The 23803-nt window shown below is 41.7% G+C and carries 19 protein-coding genes and 2 pseudogenes; 7 read left to right on the top strand and 14 right to left on the bottom strand.

Annotated elements, in window-relative coordinates:
- The first annotated feature begins 68 nt into the window (after positions 1 to 68).
- A pseudogene (locus tag ASC42_RS07395) lies at positions 69 to 431 on the top strand (hypothetical protein).
- Positions 432 to 476: 45 nt separating this feature from the next.
- Here the strand turns inward: ASC42_RS07395 and trpB are convergent.
- Positions 477 to 1640 (bottom strand): tryptophan synthase subunit beta, encoded by a 1164-nt coding sequence (gene trpB / locus ASC42_RS07390; RefSeq protein ID WP_055441214.1) that lies wholly within the window; start codon positions 1638 to 1640, stop codon positions 477 to 479.
- A 79-nt stretch (positions 1641 to 1719) separates the two neighbouring features.
- A complete protein-coding gene (locus ASC42_RS07385; protein WP_055441213.1) occupies positions 1720 to 2646 on the bottom strand; it encodes an alpha/beta hydrolase in 927 nt (308 codons plus the stop codon).
- A 122-nt stretch (positions 2647 to 2768) separates the two neighbouring features.
- Between ASC42_RS07385 and trhA the strand changes: the two genes are divergently transcribed.
- Positions 2769 to 3404, top strand: a complete 636-nt coding sequence (trhA, locus tag ASC42_RS07380) for a PAQR family membrane homeostasis protein TrhA (protein WP_055441324.1) — start codon at positions 2769 to 2771, stop codon at positions 3402 to 3404.
- Between the two features lie 32 nt (positions 3405 to 3436).
- Here the strand turns inward: trhA and ASC42_RS07375 are convergent, their stop codons facing one another.
- The 5 genes from ASC42_RS07375 to ASC42_RS07355 form a co-directional block, all read right to left on the bottom strand.
- Positions 3437 to 5107, bottom strand: coding sequence for an acyl-CoA dehydrogenase family protein (locus ASC42_RS07375; RefSeq protein WP_055441212.1), 1671 nt, complete (start codon positions 5105 to 5107; stop codon positions 3437 to 3439).
- Complete coding sequence (locus tag ASC42_RS07370) at positions 5085 to 6614, bottom strand: class I adenylate-forming enzyme family protein (protein WP_055441211.1); 1530 nt, start codon at positions 6612 to 6614, stop codon at positions 5085 to 5087. Before ASC42_RS07370 ends, ASC42_RS07375 begins: the two co-directional genes overlap by 23 nt.
- Positions 6611 to 6997: a MerR family transcriptional regulator gene (locus tag ASC42_RS07365; RefSeq protein ID WP_055441210.1), complete on the bottom strand. Its 387-nt coding sequence runs from the start codon at positions 6995 to 6997 to the stop codon at positions 6611 to 6613. The genes ASC42_RS07370 and ASC42_RS07365 overlap by 4 nt, the downstream gene beginning before the upstream one ends.
- Positions 6998 to 7113: 116 nt before the next feature.
- Positions 7114 to 9090 (bottom strand): acetoacetate--CoA ligase, encoded by a 1977-nt coding sequence (locus ASC42_RS07360; RefSeq protein WP_055441209.1) that lies wholly within the window; start codon positions 9088 to 9090, stop codon positions 7114 to 7116.
- A gap of 115 nt (positions 9091 to 9205) precedes the next feature.
- Positions 9206 to 11128, bottom strand: coding sequence for a FapA family protein (locus tag ASC42_RS07355; protein ID WP_055441208.1), 1923 nt, complete (start codon positions 11126 to 11128; stop codon positions 9206 to 9208).
- A 117-nt stretch (positions 11129 to 11245) separates the two neighbouring features.
- Between ASC42_RS07355 and ASC42_RS07350 the strand changes: the two genes are divergently transcribed.
- Positions 11246 to 11716, top strand: coding sequence for a PCYCGC motif-containing (lipo)protein (locus tag ASC42_RS07350; protein ID WP_055441207.1), 471 nt, complete (start codon positions 11246 to 11248; stop codon positions 11714 to 11716).
- A 25-nt stretch (positions 11717 to 11741) separates the two neighbouring features.
- Here ASC42_RS07350 and ASC42_RS07345 read toward each other — a convergent pair whose 3' ends face one another.
- Complete coding sequence (locus tag ASC42_RS07345) at positions 11742 to 12971, bottom strand: ABC transporter permease (protein ID WP_055441206.1); 1230 nt, start codon at positions 12969 to 12971, stop codon at positions 11742 to 11744.
- Positions 12961 to 13863 (bottom strand): ABC transporter ATP-binding protein, encoded by a 903-nt coding sequence (locus ASC42_RS07340; protein ID WP_055441205.1) that lies wholly within the window; start codon positions 13861 to 13863, stop codon positions 12961 to 12963. Before ASC42_RS07340 ends, ASC42_RS07345 begins: the two co-directional genes overlap by 11 nt.
- Before the next feature lie 156 nt (positions 13864 to 14019).
- Between ASC42_RS07340 and ASC42_RS07335 the strand changes: the two genes are divergently transcribed.
- From ASC42_RS07335 to ASC42_RS07325, 3 genes are all read left to right on the top strand, one after another.
- A complete protein-coding gene (locus tag ASC42_RS07335) occupies positions 14020 to 14619 on the top strand; it encodes a hypothetical protein (RefSeq protein WP_055441204.1) in 600 nt (199 codons plus the stop codon).
- A gap of 311 nt (positions 14620 to 14930) precedes the next feature.
- Positions 14931 to 16052, top strand: coding sequence for a glutamate 5-kinase (proB, locus tag ASC42_RS07330; protein WP_055441323.1), 1122 nt, complete (start codon positions 14931 to 14933; stop codon positions 16050 to 16052).
- A gap of 20 nt (positions 16053 to 16072) precedes the next feature.
- Positions 16073 to 17314 carry a glutamate-5-semialdehyde dehydrogenase gene (locus ASC42_RS07325; protein WP_055441203.1) on the top strand — a complete coding sequence of 414 codons (1242 nt, stop codon included), beginning with the start codon at positions 16073 to 16075 and terminating at the stop codon, positions 17312 to 17314.
- Between the two features lie 36 nt (positions 17315 to 17350).
- On the opposite strand, the gene ASC42_RS07320 is transcribed toward ASC42_RS07325, so the two are convergent.
- The gene (locus tag ASC42_RS07320; RefSeq protein ID WP_055441202.1) at positions 17351 to 18184 is read right to left on the bottom strand and encodes a 5'-3' exonuclease; all 834 of its coding nucleotides are present in this window, start codon (positions 18182 to 18184) and stop codon (positions 17351 to 17353) included.
- A gap of 101 nt (positions 18185 to 18285) precedes the next feature.
- Positions 18286 to 18483: a hypothetical protein gene (locus ASC42_RS07315; RefSeq protein WP_055441201.1), complete on the bottom strand. Its 198-nt coding sequence runs from the start codon at positions 18481 to 18483 to the stop codon at positions 18286 to 18288.
- A 538-nt stretch (positions 18484 to 19021) separates the two neighbouring features.
- On the opposite strand from ASC42_RS07315, the pseudogene ASC42_RS13685 reads away from it, so the two are divergent.
- Positions 19022 to 19297 (top strand): annotated as a pseudogene (locus ASC42_RS13685) (IS4 family transposase); the annotation flags it as partial.
- A 173-nt stretch (positions 19298 to 19470) separates the two neighbouring features.
- On the opposite strand, the gene ASC42_RS07310 reads toward ASC42_RS13685, so the two are convergent.
- The 3 genes from ASC42_RS07310 to ASC42_RS07300 form a co-directional block, all read right to left on the bottom strand.
- On the bottom strand, positions 19471 to 20694 hold the full coding sequence (locus ASC42_RS07310; RefSeq protein WP_244374876.1) for an MFS transporter: 1224 nt from the start codon (positions 20692 to 20694) through the stop codon (positions 19471 to 19473).
- A 7-nt stretch (positions 20695 to 20701) separates the two neighbouring features.
- Positions 20702 to 22159, bottom strand: coding sequence for an SUMF1/EgtB/PvdO family nonheme iron enzyme (locus ASC42_RS07305; RefSeq protein ID WP_055441200.1), 1458 nt, complete (start codon positions 22157 to 22159; stop codon positions 20702 to 20704).
- A gap of 173 nt (positions 22160 to 22332) precedes the next feature.
- Positions 22333 to 23706: an IS1380 family transposase gene (locus ASC42_RS07300; RefSeq protein ID WP_055441199.1), complete on the bottom strand. Its 1374-nt coding sequence runs from the start codon at positions 23704 to 23706 to the stop codon at positions 22333 to 22335.
- Positions 23707 to 23803 lie beyond the last annotated feature (97 nt).

The following is a 23803-nucleotide window of genomic DNA, read 5'->3' as shown; positions in this document are numbered from 1 at the left end:
GCGGTCCTCTTTGTCACTTTTCTTTTGGACATGTCATACATTTTCATATAAAAGAGCTGTGAACAAGCATGCCAGAACAGCTTCTCCTCCAACTCGTTAACCTCGTTCAAAACGTATCCGAAAACGTGCAATGGATCGAGCAAAAGTTTCAAACAATGAAACAGGAAATTATTGAATTAAAAACAAAAGTGAATAAGCAAGATGAAGATATTCGTTGATTGAAAGAACAAATGAAAGAAAATACCGCAATGATCAAAGCTGTTCGGAACAATCAGCTACAACAACGGCGTATTCACGATGCAGTGCGACACGAAATTGCTCACATCCGCGGAGAAACGGCCACAAAACAAGATATCGCCTACATCCATGAACGACCTGACTACCGGCTTGGACACATCGCACGTACAGAGGAAGAGCTGCATATGTTATAACGATAAAAGCGTCGTTTCACGTTGTGGGAACGACGCTTTTTATGACTAACCTTTTAACATATGAAATACTTGCTCGACATCTTTATCTCCACGACCTGATAAGTTTACGATCATGATTTGATCGCGATCGAGCGTCGGAGCTAGTTTCATGGCGTACGCAACTGCGTGAGCACTTTCTAGCGCAGGAATGATCCCTTCCGTTTTTGAAAGTGTTTGAAATGCTTCTAATACTTCATCGTTTGTGACTGTATAATATTCTGCCCGACCAGACGTTTTTAAAAAGCTATGTTCCGGTCCAATTCCTGGATAATCAAGCCCCGCAGCAATTGAATATGTTGGTTGTGGAGTTCCTTCTTCATCAAGCAAAACGAGGCATTTAAAGCCGTGAATAATCGCTGGGACACCTTTTGTCAACGTTGCCGCTTGCTCTGGTTCGACTCCGATTAAACGTACACTCGGTTCGTCGATATAATGTGCAAAAGCACCAATCGCATTGCTACCACCACCCGCACAAGCGATCACAACATCAGGCAAACGTCCTTCTTTTTCAATGATTTGTCGCTTACTTTCTTCACTAATGACAGATTGGAAATGTTTCACGATCGTCGGGTACGGATGTGGTCCAACGGCTGAACCAAGCAAATAAAATGTATGTTCATAATTTTGGACATAGTCGTTTAACGCCTCATCGACTGCATCTTTCAATCTCCCTTGCCCTTTTGCTACAGGAACAACTTTCGCTCCTAATAACTCCATTCGAAAAACATTTAGCGCTTGCCTTCTCGTATCTTCTTCCCCCATATAAATGACACAATCCATCCCAAACATCGCACAAGCTGTCGCTGTCGCCACACCATGCTGTCCGGCGCCTGTTTCAGCAATGATGCGTTTCGCTCCCATGCGTTTCGCTAATAAAATTTGCCCGATGACGTTGTTAATTTTATGAGAACCGGTATGGTTTAAATCTTCTCGTTTTAAATAAATTTTCGCTCCGCCAAGTTTTTCAGTTAACCTTGAGGCAAAGGTGAGCGGATTTTCTCGTCCGACGTACTCTTTTAAATAAAACGCAAATTCCTCATGGAATGTAGGATCATCCTTGTATCTTAAAAACTGTGCCTCTAAATAGTCTAACGCTTCCTGCAACGCCGGCGGTACGAAACTTCCGCCAAACTCTCCAAAATACCCTCTTCTCTGCTCAACTACACTCATCTTCTTTCCCCTCTCTATTTTTCAAATTTACTACAAGCATACTCATCTTTTTGTTGAAAGTCAATGAATATTCAGAATTTTATTTTCGTACCTTTTCTAAAAATGCTAACATTTTGTGAATATATTCCTCTTTATACATGTCAAAACTTTTCACATGTTTCGCTTTTTCGGTGAGCCAAAGTTCAAATACGTCCGGATGTTTGTTGTACATGTTTACACTTTCTTTGTATGGAATGGACGGATCGGCTTTACTATGAATAAATAAAATCGGGCGTGGAGCAATTGCATCGACCGCTTTGATCGGCACCGACTCCGCTGGGTCTAAATCGGTAATCATCGGAATAAGGGTAATGATTAAATACGTAAACGGCACGTTCGGCAAGTTTGTCCATACAGGCATATATGTCCGCAAATATCCTTCTAAATCGCTAAACGGACTGTCCGCAATAACCGCCTTCACATCTTTATCCATTCCCGCGGCTAAAATCGACGTTGCTGCTCCCATGGACACTCCATACAGAACAATCGGTTCGGAATAGTGTTGTTTTGCATAATCAATGACGCCAAGCAAATCATACTTTTCTTTTGCACCAATCGTTGTCATGTCTCCTTCCGATTCGCCGCTGGCGCGAAAATCAAACATAATGACGCGATATCCTTCGTCTGTTAGTGCTTTAGCAATTGGCAAAAACGGCACGTTCGGCTCGTAGCGATTGCCGCCATAACCGTGCGAAAAAATAACGGTCATTTTCGCTTGTTTTGTCGGCTCAATCACCCAACCTTTCAGTTTCAATCCGCCATCTTTGCTTATAAACGTAACATTGTCATAAGTCATACCGTAAGCTGCTGGCGTTCCTACGACCGCTTTTCGCTCTTTATGCGTCAAATTCCAGCCGACGTAAATCGAAATGGCAACACACGCAATCGCCGCAAGTAACAACACACCAATAAACGACGGTACAAGCCACTTTTTTGTCTTACGTTGCCTTTCTACCTGTATTTGCATCGTCCTCACCTCTCTTTTTTCCCATTATATCGCGAGCAAAAACAATAATGAATAAAAATGTACGATATGTATGTATATGTGGTAGAATAAACAAAATGTCTTTCACGAAAGGAATGAAACCATTGGCTTTTACACATACATTTACAAAAGAAGAAGAAATCGTTCATGCGATTACGCATGGCGTTGGTGCGTTGTTTAGCATCGCAGCGCTTGTTATTTTGACGGTCACGGCTGCGATGTACGGAAATGCATGGCACGTCGTAAGCGTCTCATTATTTGGGAGCACGATGCTTCTCTTGTATTTATCGTCGACAATTGTGCACGCGTTGCCGGAAGGACGCTGGAAACGGTTGTTTGAAATTTTCGACCACTCCGCGATTTACTTTTTTATCGCAGGCACATATACGCCGTTTTTATTTTTAGCGGTGAAGGGCGCAATCGGTTGGACGCTATTTGGCATCGTCTGGGGACTTGCGCTTGTGGGTACCGTATTTAAATGCTTTTTCGTCAATCGCTTTTTATATACATCGACAATCATTTATGTGGTAATGGGTTGGCTGATTGTATTTGCATGGAAACCGCTCGTTTCTAGTCTTTCGTTAGAAGGAGTTGTCTACTTAGTCATTGGCGGTATTTTATACACGATCGGCGCGGTTTTTTACGTTTGGCGCGGGTTTAAATTTCACCATGCGGTTTGGCACTTGTTTGTATTAGGGGGATCTGTTGCTCATTTTTTAGCGGTGTTTGTATTAATATAAGGCAAGGAACCGACTTGGTCCCTTGCCCTTTTCTATACTCCCACTTCTTTCGTTTCGTTCATGACTACATCAAAATACTGGACAGCCAGCATTTCTTGATCGAATAAACTACTTCCCCAAATATGTTGTAAAAAGAGGCGGGCGATGATTTGTTTTCGTTCGCTTTCTCCCGCTTCTTTTAACGCGATGACGCTCAAATACAAGTCGCAAAGGCGATTGGCAATTTTTTTGGCGTGATACGTTTGCACGTCTTCTCGTTGTCCGTGCAATTGTTTTAGCGACTGTATGAGTTCGTGCAGCCCGCTTTCGACCGATGTAGCAAATGCGCGTATTTCGTGAGGGAGTGCAGCGAGTTGCTCGCTTATTGTTTGAATAAACGTTTCATGGACACGATATTTACGAATGAGGCGTAGCACTTCAAGCCCTAAAATGTTTGCTGTTCCTTCCCACACCGTCAATACTTGTGCATCGCGAAGCAGGCGCGGGGTGACAAAGTCTTCAATGTAGCCGTTTCCGCCGTGCATTTCAATCGCTTCATGGGCAAATGCAATCGCTTCTTCTGCTGTTCGCATTTTTAAAAGCGCAATTAACAAGCGGTTCCATGCTTTCTCTTGTTCAGATGCTTGCTCTGGCGTGCGCATCACACGGTCAAAAAAGGAAATGAGCTCAAAACAAGCGCTCGTTTGCACTTCTTGACGCGCCGTTAAGTTCGCCAATGTTTCTTTCACCATCGGATATGATGTAAGTGTATGTCCAAACGCTTGACGATTGACTGCGTATTGCTTTGCCTCTTCTAGCGCTCGTTTCATAATGCCAATCGAAGCGACAGCGTTGCAGACGCGCGATAAATTGAGCGCTTCCATCATATAGTAAAACCCTTTTTTCTCATCGCCAATTAAATAAGCTTTTGCCCCTTCAAATACGACTTCCGCTGACGGCACAGCGCGAACACCAAGTTTATCTTTTAAACGCCGAATGTGAATGCCGTTTAACGCGCCATCGTCGTTGCGCCACGGTACTAAAAATAAACTCAGCCCTTTCGTCCCCGGCTCGCTTCCGTCGATGCGCGCAAGCACTAACGCAACTCCGCACATGCCAGCGTTGCTCGCAAAATATTTTTCTCCGTAAATTTCATAATGATCCCCGCATAAAACAGCGCGCACTTCATTGGCACCGACGTCCGAACCGCCTTGCCGCTCGGTTAAAAACGTCGCGCCTTCATACAGCTCGACTTCGCCAGTAGAAATGACGTGCGGCAAATATTTTGCTTTGATTCGTTCATCCGCAAAATGCTCTAATACGTATGCAGTCGCCATTGTTAACGTCACCGGGCAATAAAATCCTGGTTCGACTTGCGATAGCAAATAGCCTTGAGCATACGAATAAATGTAATTGCCAACACGACCAAGCGCAGGAATCGATTTATGGACATAGCCGACAATGCCTGTTTCATACGTTTCCTTCACTGTTTGTTTATATCCTTCGTTCACCCATATTTCGGAAATGTCGTTACCAAAACGGTCATATTTGATGAGCCGCGGCTGTCCTTCGCGGTCCGTATGTACCGCGCGCCGGTCGATATCGGTCATGCAGCGTTGCCAAAACTTCTCTAACTCTTCTTCTGCGTACACAAAAAATTCTTCGTCTAAATATTTTTTTAAGTTGGCAAGTAAGTTCGGATCAACTTCTCGTAGCTGTTTCATTATGCATCCCTCTCAATACTTGTTTCAATATTTTTCCTGTCGCATTGTGCGGCAGTTCAGGAATGGCTTCGTATAGCTTTGGAATTTTATAGTCTGCAAGTTTATCAGAAAGAAAACGTTTACATTCTTCTGCAAGCTGCTCGATCGGCTCTTTTGTGACGACAAACGCTTTTACCGTTTCGCCCCATTCTCGATGCGGCACACCAACCACTGCCACATCCACAATGGCCGGATGTAGCTTTAACGCATCTTCCACTTCTTTCGGGTAAACATTCACCCCTCCAGAAATGATCATATCTTTTTTTCGATCGACGATCCAAATGTACCCATCTTCGTCACGGCGCGCTAAATCGCTAGTGTATAGCCAGCCGTTCTTTACCGTTTCCGCTGTTTTTTCTTCATCTTTATAATAGCCTTTCATTGTTCCTTCTCCAGCTAAGATGACTTCACCGATTTCGCCAAGTGGAACTTCTTTGCCGTGTTCATCGACAATTTTCACTTCACAATGAAGGGCGGCATCTTTGCCTATGCTCCCTGCCTTTGTCGCATGTTCTTCCGGCGATAAATACGTTCCGTTCGGACCGGCTTCCGTTAGTCCGTACAAACACATGAGTCGATTCGTGCGAAACTGTTCGGCGACAAATTTGACTTCATTTGCTGATAATGGTGCCCCGCCATACGTCCAATATTGGACAGACGATAAATCGTATTCGTGAAGTCGTGGATGTTTTGCGGTGAGTAAATAGGCGACTGGTGCTCCGAAAAAGTGGGTAATTTTATGTTTCGTGACTAGCTGTAACAATGCTTCTGGGGAAAACGTTGGTGATAACACATGGGTGGCCCCGACGTACATACCGCCGACAAAAAATAAATGAAGCGGCGCGGAATGGCTAAGTGGCATCATATGCAACAGTCGGCTATGCTTATCCATTTTCGTTTCTAGCGCCATCATTGTTGCGACAGCGAAAATATTGCGCGCTGTGAACAATACTCCTTTTGGTTTACCGGTCGTTCCGGATGTGTATAAAATTGTCGCTTCATCATCTTCGTTCAGCGGACAAACGATTGGGGAGGCATCACCGTTTGCAATGAGTTGCGTGAGCGAACGCCAACCGTCTGCCGCTTCCCCTGTTTTCACCCAAATGACGTTAGCCGTATGGACAATCGAGGCAAGTTCTTGATAAATCCAATCGTGGGCGATGACTGCTTTTGCTTCGCTATGATCAATAATATATTGCACTTCTTGGGCAGTTAGCCGCGCATTAATTGGTACGATGATGGCACCAAGGCGCAAGACGGCAAAATACGCATATACAAATTCTTTCGTATTTGGCATATATAATACGACTTTATCGCCTCGTTTGATGCCAAGTGAAGCAAGCGAAGAAGCGAGCCGATTGACTGTATCGTCTACTTCTTGATAAGAAAGCGACACGTCACCATCAATTAGTGCTACTTTGTTCGGAAACTTTCGCGCATTACGCGCTAACAACTCAGAAATGTTCATTCGATCCCCTCCAATTTTTGTAATCGTTCACGAAAATCTTCCAAAATTGACTCCATTTCTTGTTTTAACTGCATTAAGTCCTCAATCCGCTCCGTCACCTCCTTTAACTTTTGCTCACCGTATACAATTGTTTTTTTCAGTTGTTTTCGACCGGTGCGATCGTTGTCGAATAAACTAATCATCTCATGAATTTCTTCTAACGAAAAGCCGAACCGTTTCCCGCGTAAAATGAGCTTTAGAACCGCTCGGTCTTTTTTCGTATACAATCGCTGGCCCGACTCGGTGCGAATGGGTGAAATGAGCCCACGTTCCTCATAATATCGGATTGTTCGCGTGCTAATATCAAACTGCTCGGCCAGTTGGGAGATCGTATAATAGTTCATCTTTTTCACCTTTGTTTTCAATTTTATGAATTTTATTTTAATTTACGTTTACGTAAAAGTCAATCAAAAAAGAGGCGCACGCCTTTAAGGCTGTTACCAAACGGCAACAGCCTTGCTTATACGTTCGAATGTTCCCATTGTTTCGCGAGTTCGATAAAGAAAGAAAGTGATTCAGGGTTTGCCATTGAGCCAACGTTCACCGCTTTTTCGAGCGGGAAACCTAATAAAATTTTGCGAATCGGGATTTCCATTTTCTTTCCGTTTAACGTTTTTGGGATTTGATCGACTTGGTAAATCGCATCCGGAATAAAGCGCGGCGATACATGTGCTTTAATGGCTTCTTTCACTCGTTGTTTTAATGTATCATCTAGCTCTGCTCCTGGCTGAAGGACGACAAACAACGGCATAAACGATTTCCGCCCCATCACTTCTAAGTCGATAACTAAGCTGTCGAGAATGCCATCAACCGTTTCAACCGCACGATAAATTTCGCTCGTGCCCATTCGCACACCCGCACGGTTAATCGTCGAATCGGAACGGCCGTAAATGACGCAGCTTCCTTCGTCGTCAATTTTAATCCAATCCCCATGTTTCCATACGCCTGGGTACGTATCAAAATAGCTTTCGAGATAGCGGCGGTCGTTTTCGTCGTTCCAGAAAAAGAGTGGCATCGACGGCATTGGCTCCGTGATGACTAGTTCCCCAACTTCGTTGATCAGCGAACGTCCATGTTCATCAAACGCTTGCACATTCGCCCCAAGCGAACGGCATTGCAGCATGCCTGCACGAACCGGCAAAATTGGCGACCCACCGACAAACGCGGTGCATATATCTGTTCCACCACTACATGAGACAAGCCAAACATCTTTCACATGTTCATACACCCAAAGAAACCCTTCGGTCGTCAGCGGCGATCCTGTCGACAAAACCGCTTGCAATGGCGAAAAATCGTAAGTTTCTTTCGGTTGAATACCTTGCTTCATGCAAACGTTAATAAACGCTGCGCTTGTGCCAAAATGCGTAATTTTTGCCTTTTCGGCAAGCTCCCATAAAACGTTTACATCTGGAAACGTTGGGCTCCCGTCATATAACACAACCGTTGCCCCGACTAATAGCCCGCCAATTAAAAAGTTCCACATCATCCAACCGGTCGTTGTAAACCAAAAAAATGTGCTATCCCGTCCAATATGATATTCAATCGATAAAATTTTTAAATGTTCTAGTAAAATGCCCCCATGCCCTTGCACGATTGGCTTTGGCAGTCCGGTCGTCCCGGAAGAATATAAAATCCAAAGCGGGTGAGCAAACGGTACCTGCTCATACACAAGCTCGCCTTCTTCTTGCAATATGTCCATCCATAATAAAACAGAAACGTCCCATGCGCTTATATCGTCACGCAAATACGGAACAACGATCGTCTTTTTTAACGATGGAAGTTTTTCTTGCAACTCTTTCACAACAGGCACTTTATCAAACGTTTTCCCGTTATATTGGCAACCGTCCACCGCAAATAAAACGGTCGGCTCAATTTGTTGGAAGCGATCAATGACGCTATTGGCACCAAAATCTGGTGAACAACTTGACCAAATGGCGCCAATGCTCGCGCACGCCAAAAATGCTACGACGGTTTCTGGAATATTCGGCATATAAGCAACGACGCGGTCTCCTTGTTTGACGCCAAGTTTTTTCAGTGCCGAAGCGACCGATGCTGTTTGTTGTTTTAGTTCTTCCCACGTCACTTCACGAAGCGAAACGCGCTCGGAACGAAATAAAATTGCTGGTTTTTCCTGTATGTTACGAAAAATATGTTCCGCATAATTTAACCGTGCCCCCGGAAACCAGTTTGCCCGCGGCATTTTTCGCTCTTCTAACACACACGTATACGATGCAGACGACTGAACGTCACAATACTCCCACACCGTTTCCCAAAATTGCTCAAGGTTCTCGACCGACCATTTCCATAGCGCCGCATGCGAATCAAATGAAAGTCCTTTTCTCTTCTGTAGCCAATCCATATACTTTTTCACGCTTGATTGTTCGATTTGCTCTTTCGTTGGAGCCCATAAAATATCTCCTTCTGCAATCGCTTTCATCTTCTGACCTCCTTTTGAAAAGAAAGAAAATTAAGAACATTTACATTATACACTATATGATCATCCGAAAAATATATAAAAAAGACGCATCGGCTTTGTTGGCCATGCGTCTTTTTTATCCAAATACAATCTCTTGGCGTTCGTCGTCCCATTTCATTTCAACATATTTTTTTTCTTCATAAAACGTATACATTTTTTTACCAAATTGAACAACTGTTCCTTCCCACGCGTGTTCAATATAAATTATCTCCCCTTTTGGCACAGCTAACACCGTCTTAATGCCGAGGGAAGATCCGACCTCTTTAATTTTCATTCCTTTTTGCGCATACGCTTCACCACCACGTAATACTCCGTGAACAGTCAATGTTCCTCCGGCGTAAATATTACAATTATAACAACCTTTCCCTGTTATAATTACATCGCCACTTCCATGAATGACGCTATTTAAAGCATACGAAAGTTCAATCGCATCGTTTTCTTCGCGATCGTATTGTCCGATAAATGTATTAAGTTCACGAAGCAAATTTGCCATGCCTTCTAAACAGTGAAAATGATTTGGACCATCTGCAAGCAAACAGCCGTCTAACTGCGAACCAATGTCGAACCACTGTTCACCAATTTGTTCACGCTTTTGTTCGCACATCGTTTTATACTGTTTCATCGCTTCCATCATCGTTTGAAACTTGCTTTCAAGTAATCTCTTTGTCAGCGGATAAATATCTTGTTCACGAATTTTAGACATGACCATCAATTGTTGAATGGCAACAATCATTCGTTCAAGCGATTGGCGAATTTGTTGTAATAAACCGATAAGTTGTGTAACGAGCATTTTATTTTCCCCTGATGTGACTGTACCGCTAATGACGTTTTGTTGAATAAAAATAGATTGTTGCGCACGAATTTTTGCTCGATTGACATTTTGTAAAATCATAATACTACCGAGTGCCTCAACGACCATCTCGTCTTGAACATTGCCTGTAATTTCAACATCGCCTTTAAAATGAATGTTTCCTACCGATAAATCGACATCACCTTGATGGACGAGCTTCGGAATAATGGAAACAACGACTGTCTTTCCTTTTTTCGCAATTTGTGGTCGTCCGCCTGTCATTGCTAAAATGCGATTGTCATCCATCGTTACCCCTTTACCAAGCTTAATCATGACTGGGTGCACTTCACGAACAGGAATCACTTCATTCGTCACCGTTAATCCCGGCTTTCCAGGTTGCGGAGGATGAACAATCGCGATTAAGTCTCCCTCACCGACCGTTGCGATCGTTTCCATTTCACGATAATCAACCGTTCCATCCTCACGAACTTTTGGTTTTTTTCTTCCTTCTCCTACTTTTACTTCTACCCAACCGTCTGTTCCCTCGATCGGTTCAATTCCTTTTGCGATCACAGCCGTTATTTTTTTCTCTGACTGCAGTGCTTGACGAATTGCTTCTTCATTTATTCCATAAACAATTTCTAACTCTTGCAGTTTCGCCATCACTTGGTCATATGACACATCATAAATGAGCTCATTCTCCATTTTCGCTTGTATATGCAATTTATTAGATGGTTGCTGATCTTCGAGTACATATCGGCGTCGTATACCGGGGGCAAACGTCAATGTGGCCTCTAACTTTCTAGCATCTATGTCAATTTTCCAGACTGATTGTGCAATACTTTCTTCTTTTGGATAAATGCGAACATCGTCTCCTTCTTGTAACGTGATTGTCCCTTCGATTACTTCTCCATTATGTAAACAAATGACACCTTCACCAATCACAATCGTTGGGCTAACGTCCAAACATTCGTAATACAACACGCCATTTTCGATCCATACTTTTCCCTCTTTCTGTTGAACAACTTGTTTTATTTGCTGCTTTTTCGTTAGTCGGACAACGGCCGGTTGTGAAACGATACCGAACAACTTTTTACGTTCTTGTTGTATGATTTCAATAACTACTTCTTCGCGCGTTGCTTGAAGCTGTTTTAGCCCATCTTCAATGGCCTCTTCTACCGTTTGTCCTTTTACTTCAATGTACTCCATCCTTTTCCCGCCTTTTTCCTTATCATTTACTGTTGTTTTTATTATAATAGTAAAAGGATAAAAGAAATAGTGAAAAAAGTCGGAACCCTTTATCATTTTAGAAAAAGGATGGTTGAGATGAAAAAACGATTGATGTTTAGCACGATGCTCTCTGTCAGTTTATTGTTTAGTGGATGTGCACAAAAAGAAAATGATCATGCTCAGGAACATCAAATAAACGATATACGTGAAGAAACAGGTTCCATTCATCGTTTGCCTTCTTTTTTAACTAAACATAACGAATCTATGGCTCATTTATACGAACAGGCTGCGACACATCAAAAATTGCTAGAAAACATTCCTTGTTATTGTGGATGTGGAGAGTCAGTCGGTCACGAAAACAATTATGATTGTTTTGTATATGAAAATAAAAACGATGGGGCAGTCGTTTGGGACGATCATGCGACAAAATGTGGAGTTTGTTTAGAAATTGCAGCTATTTCGATTGAGCAATATGAAAAAGGTATGCCTGTAAAAGATATTCGCCGACTTATCGATGAAACATATAAAGAAGGCTATGCCAAACCGACACCGACAAAACCGATGTAAAAAACCGAGCATTCCGCTCGGCTTTTTATTTTTTCGTTAATTGCCATGCCCGCTTGAGATCTTTCCATGAAGATGCTTGATTATACATAAGCACGCCACCGCGATATATCTTTGAACCAAACACAAATAAAAAGGCAATTGTCCCGACGAGTAAAACAATACTAAAGGCAATTTCCCAAGCCGGAACGTGCAACATTCCAATTCTTAAAAACATAATCATTGGAGCAAAAAACGGAATAAACGACATGGCTGTAATAAACGGAGATTCTGGTGCATTCAAACCAAACATTGACATAATAAACGCCGCAACAACAAGCATCGTGACAGGTCCTGCCATTTGTTGCACTTCCTCCACCCGGCTAACGATCGAACCAAGCACTGCAAATAACATCGCATACAACAAATAACCGAGCAAGAAAAAGATAATGCCATATATCATCAAAGAAAGTGGTAGTTCGTTCATGCCTAGCAACTGACGTAACATATCACTATTTTTCATCGATGCATAACCAACTGAAAAAATAATGACAAACTGCGTTAAACTTAACAAAGCAATTCCTAAAATTTTTCCGAACAATTGTTGAATAGGTGAGATACTTGAAATTAAAATTTCCATAATGCGTGATGATTTTTCTATTGCCACTTCCATCATAATCATACTTCCATACATTAAAACGAACATATACATCGCAAACAATAGCACATATACGATCGCTCTTGCCTGATTTAATTGTTCTTCTGTTTTTGCATGTTCCTCAAGCGCTACTTTCTCCATAGCGATTGGCGCATATAACGCATTAATTTGATCATACGTTAATCCAATTTGTTTTGCCATCATTGCGATTTTAACGTGTTGCAATGCTTGCTCAATCTCATGGGTGACATCGGTATCTGCAATATTTTTCGCATAATATGTCACTTTCGGTTTCCCGTGTTGTATATGGAGCACGATATACGCATACCACTGTTCTGTTTGGACAAGTTTTTTCGCCTGTTCTTCACTTTTATCATGACGAACAAGTTTTATTTCTTTATTCGATTGTAATTGCGCTTGCAATGATTCATACCATCCGTTCGTTTCATCAATAACACCAATTGTCTTTTCACCGCCATCACTAAATGCTTCTATAATGCGATCTAACTGACTAATACCAAATACAATAAAAGCGGTAATGATCGTTGAAATGAAAAAGGACTTTGATTTTAATTTCGTTACATACGTATGAAGAAAAACGATCCAAAATTTATTGTTCATACGTTGCACCTACTTTCTCAATGAAAATGTCATTCAGCGATGGTTCTTCTAATGAAAACGTACGAATAAATCCTTTTGCATAAATATGTTCAAGGATGCGTTGCGATACACTTTCATCTGCTACTTGTAAGCGAACCCCTTCAACCATCTTCTCGACTTTTAATACGCCGGGAATGTCTGTTAACGTTTCAAACGGAAGTTCCCCGTGAATAATAACATTTTTCTTGCCAAAAGATCGCTTGAGTTCTTTTATCGATCCATGAACAATTGGTTTCCCTTTATGCATAATACATATATGTTCACATAGTTGCTCGACATGTTCCATTCGATGACTTGAAAAAACAATCGTCGTTCCTTTTCGTTGCAAATCAATGACTGCCTCTTTCAACATTTCGACATTTACCGGATCTAATCCGCTAAACGGTTCGTCTAAAATAAGCAATTGCGGATGATGTAACACCGCGGCGATAAATTGAATTTTTTGTTGGTTTCCCTTTGATAATTGCTCTACTTTTTGATTTTCATATTGTGGTATTTTAAAACGCTCGAGCCAATAGCGCATTTCTTTTACAATCTCTTCTTTATGTAATCCTCGCAATCTCCCTAAATAAATGAGCTGTTCTTTTACTTTTAGTTTTGGATACAATCCCCTTTCTTCCGGCAAATACCCAATAAGATGACTATGCTTATATGTGATGCGCTCACCGTTCCACGTAATCTCACCTTTCGTTGGTTCAAGCAACCCTAAAATCATTCGAAACGTCGTCGTCTTTCCCGCTCCATTCGCCCCGAGAAATCCGAACATGTGCTGTTCTGGAATACATAATGTCACATCATCTACTGCTGTAAACGAACCAAACTGTTTTGTTACATGCTGTAACACTAACCCCATGTTTTCCACTCCTTTCTCTTTTATTCCATTATAACGTATAAATACAGGTAAAAGTTTCATACATTTACTTTTTTATGTTCAAAAAATGATGAGAAACATATTTCTTTCTTGTACATCATTCATTTATAATGGCAAGTAGAGGGGAGGTGAATCGAAGTGGAGAAAGAAACAATTGTAAAAGAAATTGTGAAAGCGCTCGAGCTATTCTCGGACAACATTCATCACGGAATGCAGGAAATGAGCAATCAACTCCGTACTGAAATGCAGGAAATGGGCAATCAACTCCGTACTGAAATGCAGGAAATGGGGCAACAGCTTCGCTCGGAAATGCAGGAAATGGGGCAACAGCTTCGCTCGGAAATGCAAGAAATGGGACAACAGCTTCGAACAGAAATGCAAGAAATGGGGCAACAGCTTCGAACAGAAATGCAAGAAATGGGACAACAGCTTCGAACAGAAATGCAAGAAATGGGGCAACAGCTTCGAACGGAAATGCAAGAAATGGGACAACAGCTTCGAACAGAAATGCAAGAAATGGGGCAACAGCTTCGAACAGAAATCCGTGGTGTAGAAAGCAAATTAGAAGCGAAAATCGATACCCTTAAACAAGAAATGAGAGAACAGCTCGAGCAGCTAAACGAAAAAGTTGATCAACTACGCGATGAACTAACCGACACGCAAGAAACTGTCGATTTGCTTTCTTCTAAAACACTTCAACATGAGCGTAAACTCCGCCTTTTGTCCAAACAGTCGTAAAATCTGTTGACATCTTCGTTTTTTTGTTTCATAATTCTGAAAAAAGGTGTATATGAAACGAGGTACGGGACGAGTAAACCGATGGAATGTGCCAGAGAATGGAACCCATAGGCTGGAAGGTTCCTCACGGAAAGTCGGTTGAACCTACCCTATTACGGCCGCTTATGCAAACATAAGCCGTCTCCCCTACGTTACAGGGTAAGGGGTGGGTGCATTGCGCCAAAAAAGGTGGTACCGCGGAAACAACGCTTTTCCGTCCTTTTCCATAAGGGCGAAAAAGCGTTTTTTATTTTGGAGAAAGGAGTGAAATGGTGAAAAAAAAGCGAATCGTCATCAAAATTGGCAGCAGCTCGTTAACTGAAAAAAACGGAACGCTTTCGGAACAAAAACTACGTGAACATGTTGAAGCACTTGCGTATATGAAACAACTTGGCCACGATATCATTCTCATTTCTTCTGGGGCGGTCGCCGCTGGGTTTGGGTTGCTCGGGTATCGTTCGCGACCAAAAACAATCGCTGGAAAGCAAGCAGCCGCAGCTGTCGGGCAAGGAATGCTGATGCAAAGCTACATTTCCGCCTTTCGTTCGTTTGATATCGTTACCGGACAATTGTTGTTAACACGCGCAGATTTTTACGACCGCGAGCGATTTCGCAATTTGTTTACAACAATTTCTACGCTGCTTGACCGCGGAGTGCTTCCGATTATTAATGAAAACGACTCTGTCTCTGTCGATGAGTTAACATTTGGGGATAATGATTTATTATCCGCCTTGGTGAGCGGTTTTTTACATGCCGATGCCTTAATCATTTTAACGGACATTAACGGGCTATATGACCAACACCCGAGCCACCCAGAAGCAAAAAAATATCATTTTCTCTCCGAAATTACTGACGAACTGATGGAACAAGCAGGCGGAAGCGGGTCAACGGTTGGAACAGGAGGCATGAAATCGAAGCTGCTTGCCGCCCAAAAGGCACTTTCTTTCGGCGTCAGCGTCTTTATCGGCACCGGGAAAGGAAAAGAAAAGCTCAAACATATTTTAGAAGGAAAAGGCGACGGAACGTATATCGGCTCCCCTTTTCAAGAACATATGCAAATGCGAAAACAATGGATCGCGTACCATTCCGAAGTCACAGGAGCAATTGAAATTGATGAAGGAGCAGAAAGCGCCCTTTTGCATAAAGGGAAAAGTTTGTTACCTGCCGGGGTGACCAATGTGTTCGGTTCGTTTCAAGCGCTCGATGTCGTCAACGTCGTCAATCAAAAAGGCGACGTGATTGCTAGAGGGCAAGTATATTATGCGGCGGATGACTTACAAAAAGTAAAAGGAATGGCAAGTGAACACGCAAAACAATATTCTTTCCATCACCGCCCAGAAGTCATTCATCGCGACAACTTAGTATGTTTAAAAAAACGGACGCCTGTCCGTTAAAACGAAAGGAGCGAAAACGGATGAGTGAATTACTAACAAAAGCAAAAAAGTTGAAACAAGCCGCGAAACGTTTAGCGATTTTATCGACGGAAGAAAAAAACGAAGCGCTTGCGATGATCGCAGAAGCGTTGATTGCTCAAATGCCATATCTTTTACACGAAAATGAAAAAGATATGGCGATCGGAAAAGAAAACGGGCTCTCCCCTTCCTTGCTTGATCGGCTGCAACTTACCGAAGAACGCATCCATCAAATCGCCGATGGCGTTCGCCAAGTTATTCACCTACCAGATCCAATCGGCGAAACGATCGAACAATGGACGCGACCAAACGGACTACGATTGAAACAAATTCGCGTACCGCTTGGTGTTGTCGGCATGGTGTACGAAGCGCGGCCAAATGTGACAGTCGATGCAGCTAGTCTTTGCTTAAAAACAGGAAATGCTGTCTTGTTGCGCGGCAGTTCTTCCGCCATTCACTCGAACAAAGCGCTCGTTTCGGTCATACAAGCAGCGTTAAATCGGTCTGCCATTCCAATCGATGCGATTCAACTATTGGAAGATACGAGTCGCGAAACGGCACAACATATGTTTCGTTTAAAAGAATATTTGGACGTTCTCATTCCGCGCGGCGGCGCTGGTCTTATTCAATCGGTCGTCGAAAACGCGACGATCCCGGTATTAGAAACAGGCGTCGGCAATTGCCATATTTTTATTGATGACTCTGCTGAAAAAGAAATGGCGATCGATATTGTCATAAACGCCAAACTGCAACGCCCGTCCGTATGCAACGCGGTCGAAACAGTATTGATTCACGAAAAGTGGCCATATACAAAAGAATTGCTTGAAACGTTGCATGAAAAAGGGATCGAACTGCGCGGCGACAACCAGCTTGCGGCTACATATCCGTTCGTTCGTGAAGCGACAGAAGAAGATTGGGCGACTGAATTTTTAGCTCCAATTTTAGCAGTGAAGCTCGTCGAAACGGTCGATGAAGCCATTGAGCATATTGAACGCTACGGTACGAAACATTCGGAAGCGATTATTTCCGAATGCAAGGAACACGTGAAACAATTTTTCGCTCGCGTCGATGCCGCCGTATTGTACCATAACGCCTCCACTCGCTTCACCGACGGCGAACAGTTCGGATACGGCGCGGAAATCGGCATTAGCACGCAAAAACTGCACGCCCGCGGTCCAATGGGTTTGTGCGCCATCACGACAACAAAAACGCTCGTGTATGGAAATGGGCAAGTGCGAACATAAACACCAGCCTCTATGTGGGGCTGGTTTTCTCATCCCTTACCGAATCGCTTCTAACACTTCCCTAAATCGCCTAGGCTCTCCATCCCATTTCGCTTCTTCCAATCGTAAGGAAATCGGAATATCGCAATGGATAGTCGCAAGTTTTCGCGACAAATGAAGCAAGTCGAGATGTTCAGTTATTTTTTGTTGCTGTGCGTTTGTTAAGTTCGCTAAGTTTTCCAAGATTCCTTCAATCGAGCCGTATTGTTGAATGAGTTTAAACGCTTGTTTTTCGCCGATGCCGCGCACGCCTGGGTAATTGTCGCTTGCATCGCCCATGAGCGCTTTCACATCGACGAGCTGCTGTGGTTGAATCCGTTTTTCTTCAATAAAGCGTTCAAGCGTATACGCCTCGTAGTTGCCGATGCCTTTCGCCAGTAAGTAGACTGTGACATGTTTTGAAAGAAGTTGAAATAAATCACGATCCCCGGTTACAATCGAAATGCTCATCCCATCACGATATTGCTTTACAAGCGAGCCGATGCAATCGTCCGCTTCGGCACCAAGTACGCCGATATTCGGAATACCTAGTATCGCAACCGCTTCTTTCGCTAAATCAAATTGCGGAACTAATTCACACGGCGGCTCCCCACGATTCGCTTTATAGTCTGGAAACCATTCCGTGCGAAACGTCGTACTTCCCATATCCCAACAACAAACGACATGCGTCGGTTGGAGCGCATTTGTCGCCGCTTCGATTTGTTTCACTACCCCATATACCGCATTCGTCGGCACCCCACGGCTATTCATCATCCAACGTGGTGCTGTCGCATAAAACGACCGAAACAATAACGCCATTCCATCAATTAATAACAAATGTCCTCGTTCCATCTTCGTTGTCCTTTCTATGTATCGATGCAACAAGTATAACAAAAAACCACCCCATATGGGATGGTGGAATCGTTCGAAAAATATTTTGTGCAACGTATCATTTATTGCAAACGTCTTTTTAAAAAACGAACTAACTTCATAATCAACCATACAATAATAAATACGACACCGTAAACAACGACAAAAATAACAATACCTCTTAATAAAAGAAGTAAAATGCCTTTCCAACCTTCTTTAGACCAACTCATATACAAAAGACACATAAGAAATGCAAAGAAAGCAATGTAACTTTTTTTCATGTTATTTCCTCTTTCACACTCTGAAGTCATAAGTAGATAAAACATCGTTAACTCGAAAACCAAATGTTTTTATTTCTAAATCGTACTCTAGATTGAAGGGCATGATACGAATTTTCCAAATACCATCTGGTTTATCCAAATGAAGAAAAAAAGAAAAATCCACAATTGAAAATACTTTTTGTATCGTTTTTTTTCGGTCAAGTTCTATCTTAATCCTAAAAACTGCTTCTCCATGTGGATGATACCATATCATTTCAACAAATCTATCAGTTTTTTCAACATGTGAAATAACACAATGAATGATACAGTATTTGTCAAGTGGAGTAAAAACTTTTTATCCCTAAAGGATTACGCTCACCGTCAAGTTCAGTGCAACTATTTACACTAAATAACGGTAGATGAGCAAATTTTCTAACATAAATTTACAAACAAAAAAGAAGACATGAACCCGATTCCTTGGTTAGAATAGATGTGCCTCAACTACTCACAAGGGGATTCATGTCTCATCGTTCGACAGGTGACAGGCACAACGACATCTTTCCGATGGATCAAGCAATACCTAAACGTTCCGACCTTATTTGGCACCAACGAGCATGCGGTATACAACCAGCTTTTTGCGGCATTTATCGCTTATGTGCTACTGAGATGGCTATATCATCGCACGGAAAAACGGACAACCTCGTCCCTTACCTTTCTTTCGTTTGTTCGTCGTTTTTTCTCTGGACAACTTCCTCTCGAATGGAAATCCGAGATGGCAGCTGTCTTATTTGAGTATGCCCGAATATACGGGAAGAGTATGCCTAATTTTGGATAATCAACAGCCGTGGTTTTTCATCGTATTTAAGTAAAATGGAAGTGGATTAGCCCAAGTAACTGTATAATTAATACAAATATTTGCATATAACCATTAATGATATGAGGATTTTGATTCACTCTATATCGGATACCATCAATAAAGGAACTCTAAAAACAGAGAGGTGTAGGAAACTAAATAGTTTTGTTTACATTAAACTCTATTTTTAGATTCTTTAATGCAACAAAGATTAATATTGAGCTAACTAAGGTCATAAGTGACGCAAGTAAATAAATATTTTGAGGACCCAGTAAATCCGATATTGTTCCCATCAAGAAAATAGAAAAGCCAAAGACCACGCTATTTATTGAACTATAAAAACCATAAAATGCGGTTAAGTCATCATCTTTTACGTGAAGCTGTAGTAAAGTTCTTTGAGCCGAATCTCTTAATTGATAAAACAACCCTAACACAAAAACCAAAATCAGAGACATTAATGGAATTTTGTTAAGTCCAAATATAAAAACAAATACGCTAACTCCTAATGAGCCTAAGGACATACTAATAACCAATTTTCTTCTTATAATAGAAGAAATTATAATTAAAACACTGGAACTCAAAATAGTACCAAGGTAATAGCTTGTATTAATATATCCCCACCAATTTTCTCCTTTATGCAAGACCTCTCTAACAAAAGCAAGAGTAATACCACCAATCCATATACCACTAGCAATACCTTCAATAATATCGACTATCAGCATTTTCAGAAGAAAAGGATTGCTTTTTACAACTCTCCAACCATCTAATCTAAATATTTTCTTCTTTTTATGTTTCATCTTATCAATTTTTATATTCATTGATTTAAAGAGGAGGGCTGGAAACAGATAGGAAAAAGTTATACCAACTAAGATCCAAAGTTTATCAAAGTATACTACCAGTAACCCGCCCATCCCCCAAGATAACAAGCTAACTGTTTGTTCTAAGAAGGAAATAATATTATTTGCCCTAAATAATTGCGTATGTGTCACAACCTTAGGAACTAATGAATTACGGCATGGCAAGATGATACCTTCAATATAACTAATAAAAAATACAAATAAATATATAAATGTTGTTGTGAATGTGTTTAATTCTATTAGTTTAAAATAGACTATAAAAAAACTTAGTAATAGCACTTGAAATAAATAAAAAGAAGAAATTAGTCTAGTAATGTCAAATCTTTCTGTATAAAAAGGAAGTTGCAACCCACTAATAATTTTAGCTATAGTTCTAACCAATGCGACAATTGCTGCAAGAGTTGCAGATTTTGTATATTCGTAAATAAAAGATGTTGCTACAATTGTATATAGAATACCAGAAATATTTGTAATAACATTTCCAAATGCCAACTTATAAAAATTCAAAGTCAATAGTATCACCAACACCTTAATATATTGCTTTATTAGTTATAGGTTTTTTTAATGCTCTCTGTATCAAATAAACAGGAATATTTTTCACACATCTTATTCCCATTTCATTGTGTCGGCAAAATGGGATATCTTTGGCTCTATACGATGGAAACATTAAACCTGGATGAGAGTAAAACGATCCCCCTTTGAGCACTGCGAATGCGTTGGCTTTCGTTTGAGTACTTTCCCATACAGGATGAAACATTCTACGAGTTTTAAAATCACTTCTGGTCCACTCCCAAGTGTTCCCAACCATATCTACAACACCATAAAAACTTATGTTCGTTGGATTTTTTAATGAGATTGTATAGCTATCAAGTGAGGTGTCTTGATGAGCTTTTAATATCGTTTTTCGCCACTCGTCCAAGGAATCAATGTTTGTACCATACAAACTTCCCGAATATCTAACCTTTGTAGGATCAAACGAATTACCCCATGGCCATATTAATCCCTCGGGTCCTCGAGCAGCTTTTTCCCATTGAAATTCAGTAGGAAGCTCCTTCCCTTTCCAACGCGCAAAAGCAAATGCATCATAAAAATCAATACCAGTCACAGGATGGTCAGGTTTGTAACGCGGATCCCAGTAAGTATTACGTCTATGCTCTTTACCCTCTGGTTCATTAGGATGACAAAAAATATGTCCATTTTCTTCAATGAAATCGGTAAACTCATCATATTCTTTATTAGTAACGGGATACTTATCGATAAAAAATGGAGGAAGCCAAACTTTCATTTTTGGAACACTATCATTCCAATTAAATGTTTTGTAAGGAACTTCATTTTCATTTAATCCGTATTCAAAAAAACCACCAGGAATAAAAACCATTCCTTCCTCTTCAATTCTCTCGAACTCTTCTAACAATTCAGTCGGAATTTTTTCTTCAAAGTCATAGTTTCCCGGTAACACACCATATGTTTGAAAATAATGTTTTAACATTCGAAGTTCCTCTTCATTTTTCGTTCCAAAAATATCCAGAAATGTTTCTAAAACCTTTTGAGCACCTAACCCCACCGGTTTGTTTGGAAAATGCAACTTCTCTGTTACATCACCAATTATTTTTGAAAGGTTTGGTATAGCTTCTTCAATTCTGTATTTTCCACAGACCTCCATTGCCCTAAATGAAACTAAGTCATCTGGATCAAGAGTAAGATTAACTATGGTTTCTACCGCAGAAAAGTAAGGGATCCAATTTTCAACTACTTCAATAAGTTTATATCTAACATATGCTATCGGGTGGGACATACACATTCCAAAAATGTTTTCGGCCGCTACTGGATGTTCAACTTTATGTAGTAAAGGTAAAATTTTATGACCAATCAAATCTCTAAATTCCTCCGCACACTTAGGCGAAGTCTGCTCCATTAGTTGTTCTACTTCACTTAATATATCTATGTCTTTATCCTGAATCCGTGATGGGTTGACATCGATTTTGATTTGGTTGCTGGCTTTATGGATTTGTGATCCAGACTCCCCTTTTTATGTTTAAAACAGATGTCATCTTCACTCTCAGAAATGAAACAAATATATTTTTTGGTTATGTAAACCAAAGAAAAAAACAAAAAAGGACAGAGGGGTAGGATGAGTACAGAATCACGAACAATCGTTCGTTATACTCCTTCTCTCCATCTTAGGTACATGTTCAGAAGGGGCTCGCTATAGCCACTCCTTCGCGTCAACTTCATCCATAGTTGCCGCGATCGACGAACGAGTCGCCCTGCCATCGTGATCACCGTCTGAATAATCGTCTTGATGCGACGGCGTTTCACTTTGTGGTGCAACGGATGTCTCGGATCGCTTAATAGATCTTGTCCAATCAGGCGAAGAAGGTTGTACACGAAGGCTCCCATGACCAACACGAGCGCATTTGTTTTCATTTTCCCAGATGGAAGTCGCTCTAAATCTAAGTCGCTCTTTAGTTCGCTATGAAACTGTTCGCATGTCGCATGATCGTGATACAACGCGAGCACATCGCTCATTCGAACATGCTCGTATCCTTCGAGGCGCACCCAGTAGCTTTCGACTTCGTAATCAGGAACGAGCATCAGCTGTCCGTTGTGTTCCATCGTACGTTCCGTCACTTGGGTGACTTGAACGTACGTATACGTGTTTCCATCGATCGCTGCCTTCTGCGGAAGACATAGCTCATACGTTTGTACTCCTTCGGTTTGTCCATCATCGATGCGTCTGCCCTTTTGCGAAGCGATCTGGAACCAAAGCGCTTTCGATTCTCGGCGTAAGTTTCGCTTGATGACAAAGTCTACGTCTTCCTTTAGACATACATGCACATTCGCTTCCGCATCGTTTCCTGCATCCATGCGAATGAGCAGACGAGACGAGGTCAGTGGACGAGCTCGACGGATGGCGGTAGTTAAAAACGAAGGCATGTTGTCTTGTACATGTTGTTTCCCTGGACGTAGCTCGGCATGAACGATATAGCCTTCCTTCCCTGCATACGCAAACAACGGCGTAAAACCGTCAAATCCTTTATACGTTCGACTCACTCCTTCTTTTTTCGTATCGGAGTTGTCAAATGGGGAGCCATCTATATCAAGGGGAAGCCATGTCGTCTTTCCTTTGGTCCAACAAGGGGACAAGGTGGCATGCCGTTGAATCAACAGACGCATGGACTCCTCCCAAAGAATCGTTTCGGTCATCGGAAGACAAGCGAGCTGATCGAGTCGCTGTCGCAAGGTTGGGGAGGAAGGCACGTGCTGAATCCCCATCGATGTCGAAAAGATATCGTCCTGACGATACGCTTCGATATGATCAAAATCCGTTTTTCCTGTGGCAAGCAAGCCGATCATCGAGCGAATGACGTCGCTATGGGAAATGTGCACTTCTCGACGAACGGTTGGAAGCCGAAGCGCGTTTAGTCGTTTATCCAGTTTCGTTTGGTGTAGTAAGTAGCCCACGAGAGCAAGACCAGCACTTGGAGTCATCGCTTCATCTGTCAACACAAACCGAATCGGAAAATCTTTCATGACATTCACCCATTTGATGAAAAGTCGTTAACCTCGTTTTCCCTTATCGTACCAACGGTTTGTGATCATTGTAAAGATGTTTTGTCACGGATTCAGG

Source organism: Anoxybacillus suryakundensis (assembly GCF_001418025.1).
GTDB classification, from domain to species: domain Bacteria; phylum Bacillota; class Bacilli; order Bacillales; family Anoxybacillaceae; genus Anoxybacillus; species Anoxybacillus tengchongensis.
Note: the sequence above shows the minus strand (reverse complement) of the source record. Positions and strands in the feature narration are given on the sequence as shown.

Coding starts and splice junctions, on each gene's coding strand:
- ASC42_RS07345 (WP_055441206.1), bottom strand. CDS start 12,971: ATGAACAATAAATTTTGGATCGTTTTTCTTCATACGTATGTAACGAAA.
- ASC42_RS07370 (WP_055441211.1), bottom strand. CDS start 6,614: ATGAACATTTCTGAGTTGTTAGCGCGTAATGCGCGAAAGTTTCCGAAC.
- ASC42_RS07365 (WP_055441210.1), bottom strand. CDS start 6,997: ATGAACTATTATACGATCTCCCAACTGGCCGAGCAGTTTGATATTAGC.
- ASC42_RS07355 (WP_055441208.1), bottom strand. CDS start 11,128: ATGGAGTACATTGAAGTAAAAGGACAAACGGTAGAAGAGGCCATTGAA.
- ASC42_RS07340 (WP_055441205.1), bottom strand. CDS start 13,863: ATGGGGTTAGTGTTACAGCATGTAACAAAACAGTTTGGTTCGTTTACA.
- ASC42_RS07350 (WP_055441207.1), top strand. CDS start 11,246: ATGAAAAAACGATTGATGTTTAGCACGATGCTCTCTGTCAGTTTATTG.
- ASC42_RS07320 (WP_055441202.1), bottom strand. CDS start 18,184: ATGGAACGAGGACATTTGTTATTAATTGATGGAATGGCGTTATTGTTT.
- ASC42_RS07315 (WP_055441201.1), bottom strand. CDS start 18,483: ATGAAAAAAAGTTACATTGCTTTCTTTGCATTTCTTATGTGTCTTTTG.
- ASC42_RS07300 (WP_055441199.1), bottom strand. CDS start 23,706: ATGAAAGATTTTCCGATTCGGTTTGTGTTGACAGATGAAGCGATGACT.
- ASC42_RS07360 (WP_055441209.1), bottom strand. CDS start 9,090: ATGAAAGCGATTGCAGAAGGAGATATTTTATGGGCTCCAACGAAAGAG.
- ASC42_RS07385 (WP_055441213.1), bottom strand. CDS start 2,646: ATGCAAATACAGGTAGAAAGGCAACGTAAGACAAAAAAGTGGCTTGTA.
- trpB (WP_055441214.1), bottom strand. CDS start 1,640: ATGAGTGTAGTTGAGCAGAGAAGAGGGTATTTTGGAGAGTTTGGCGGA.
- ASC42_RS07375 (WP_055441212.1), bottom strand. CDS start 5,107: ATGAAACAGCTACGAGAAGTTGATCCGAACTTACTTGCCAACTTAAAA.
- ASC42_RS07325 (WP_055441203.1), top strand. CDS start 16,073: ATGAGTGAATTACTAACAAAAGCAAAAAAGTTGAAACAAGCCGCGAAA.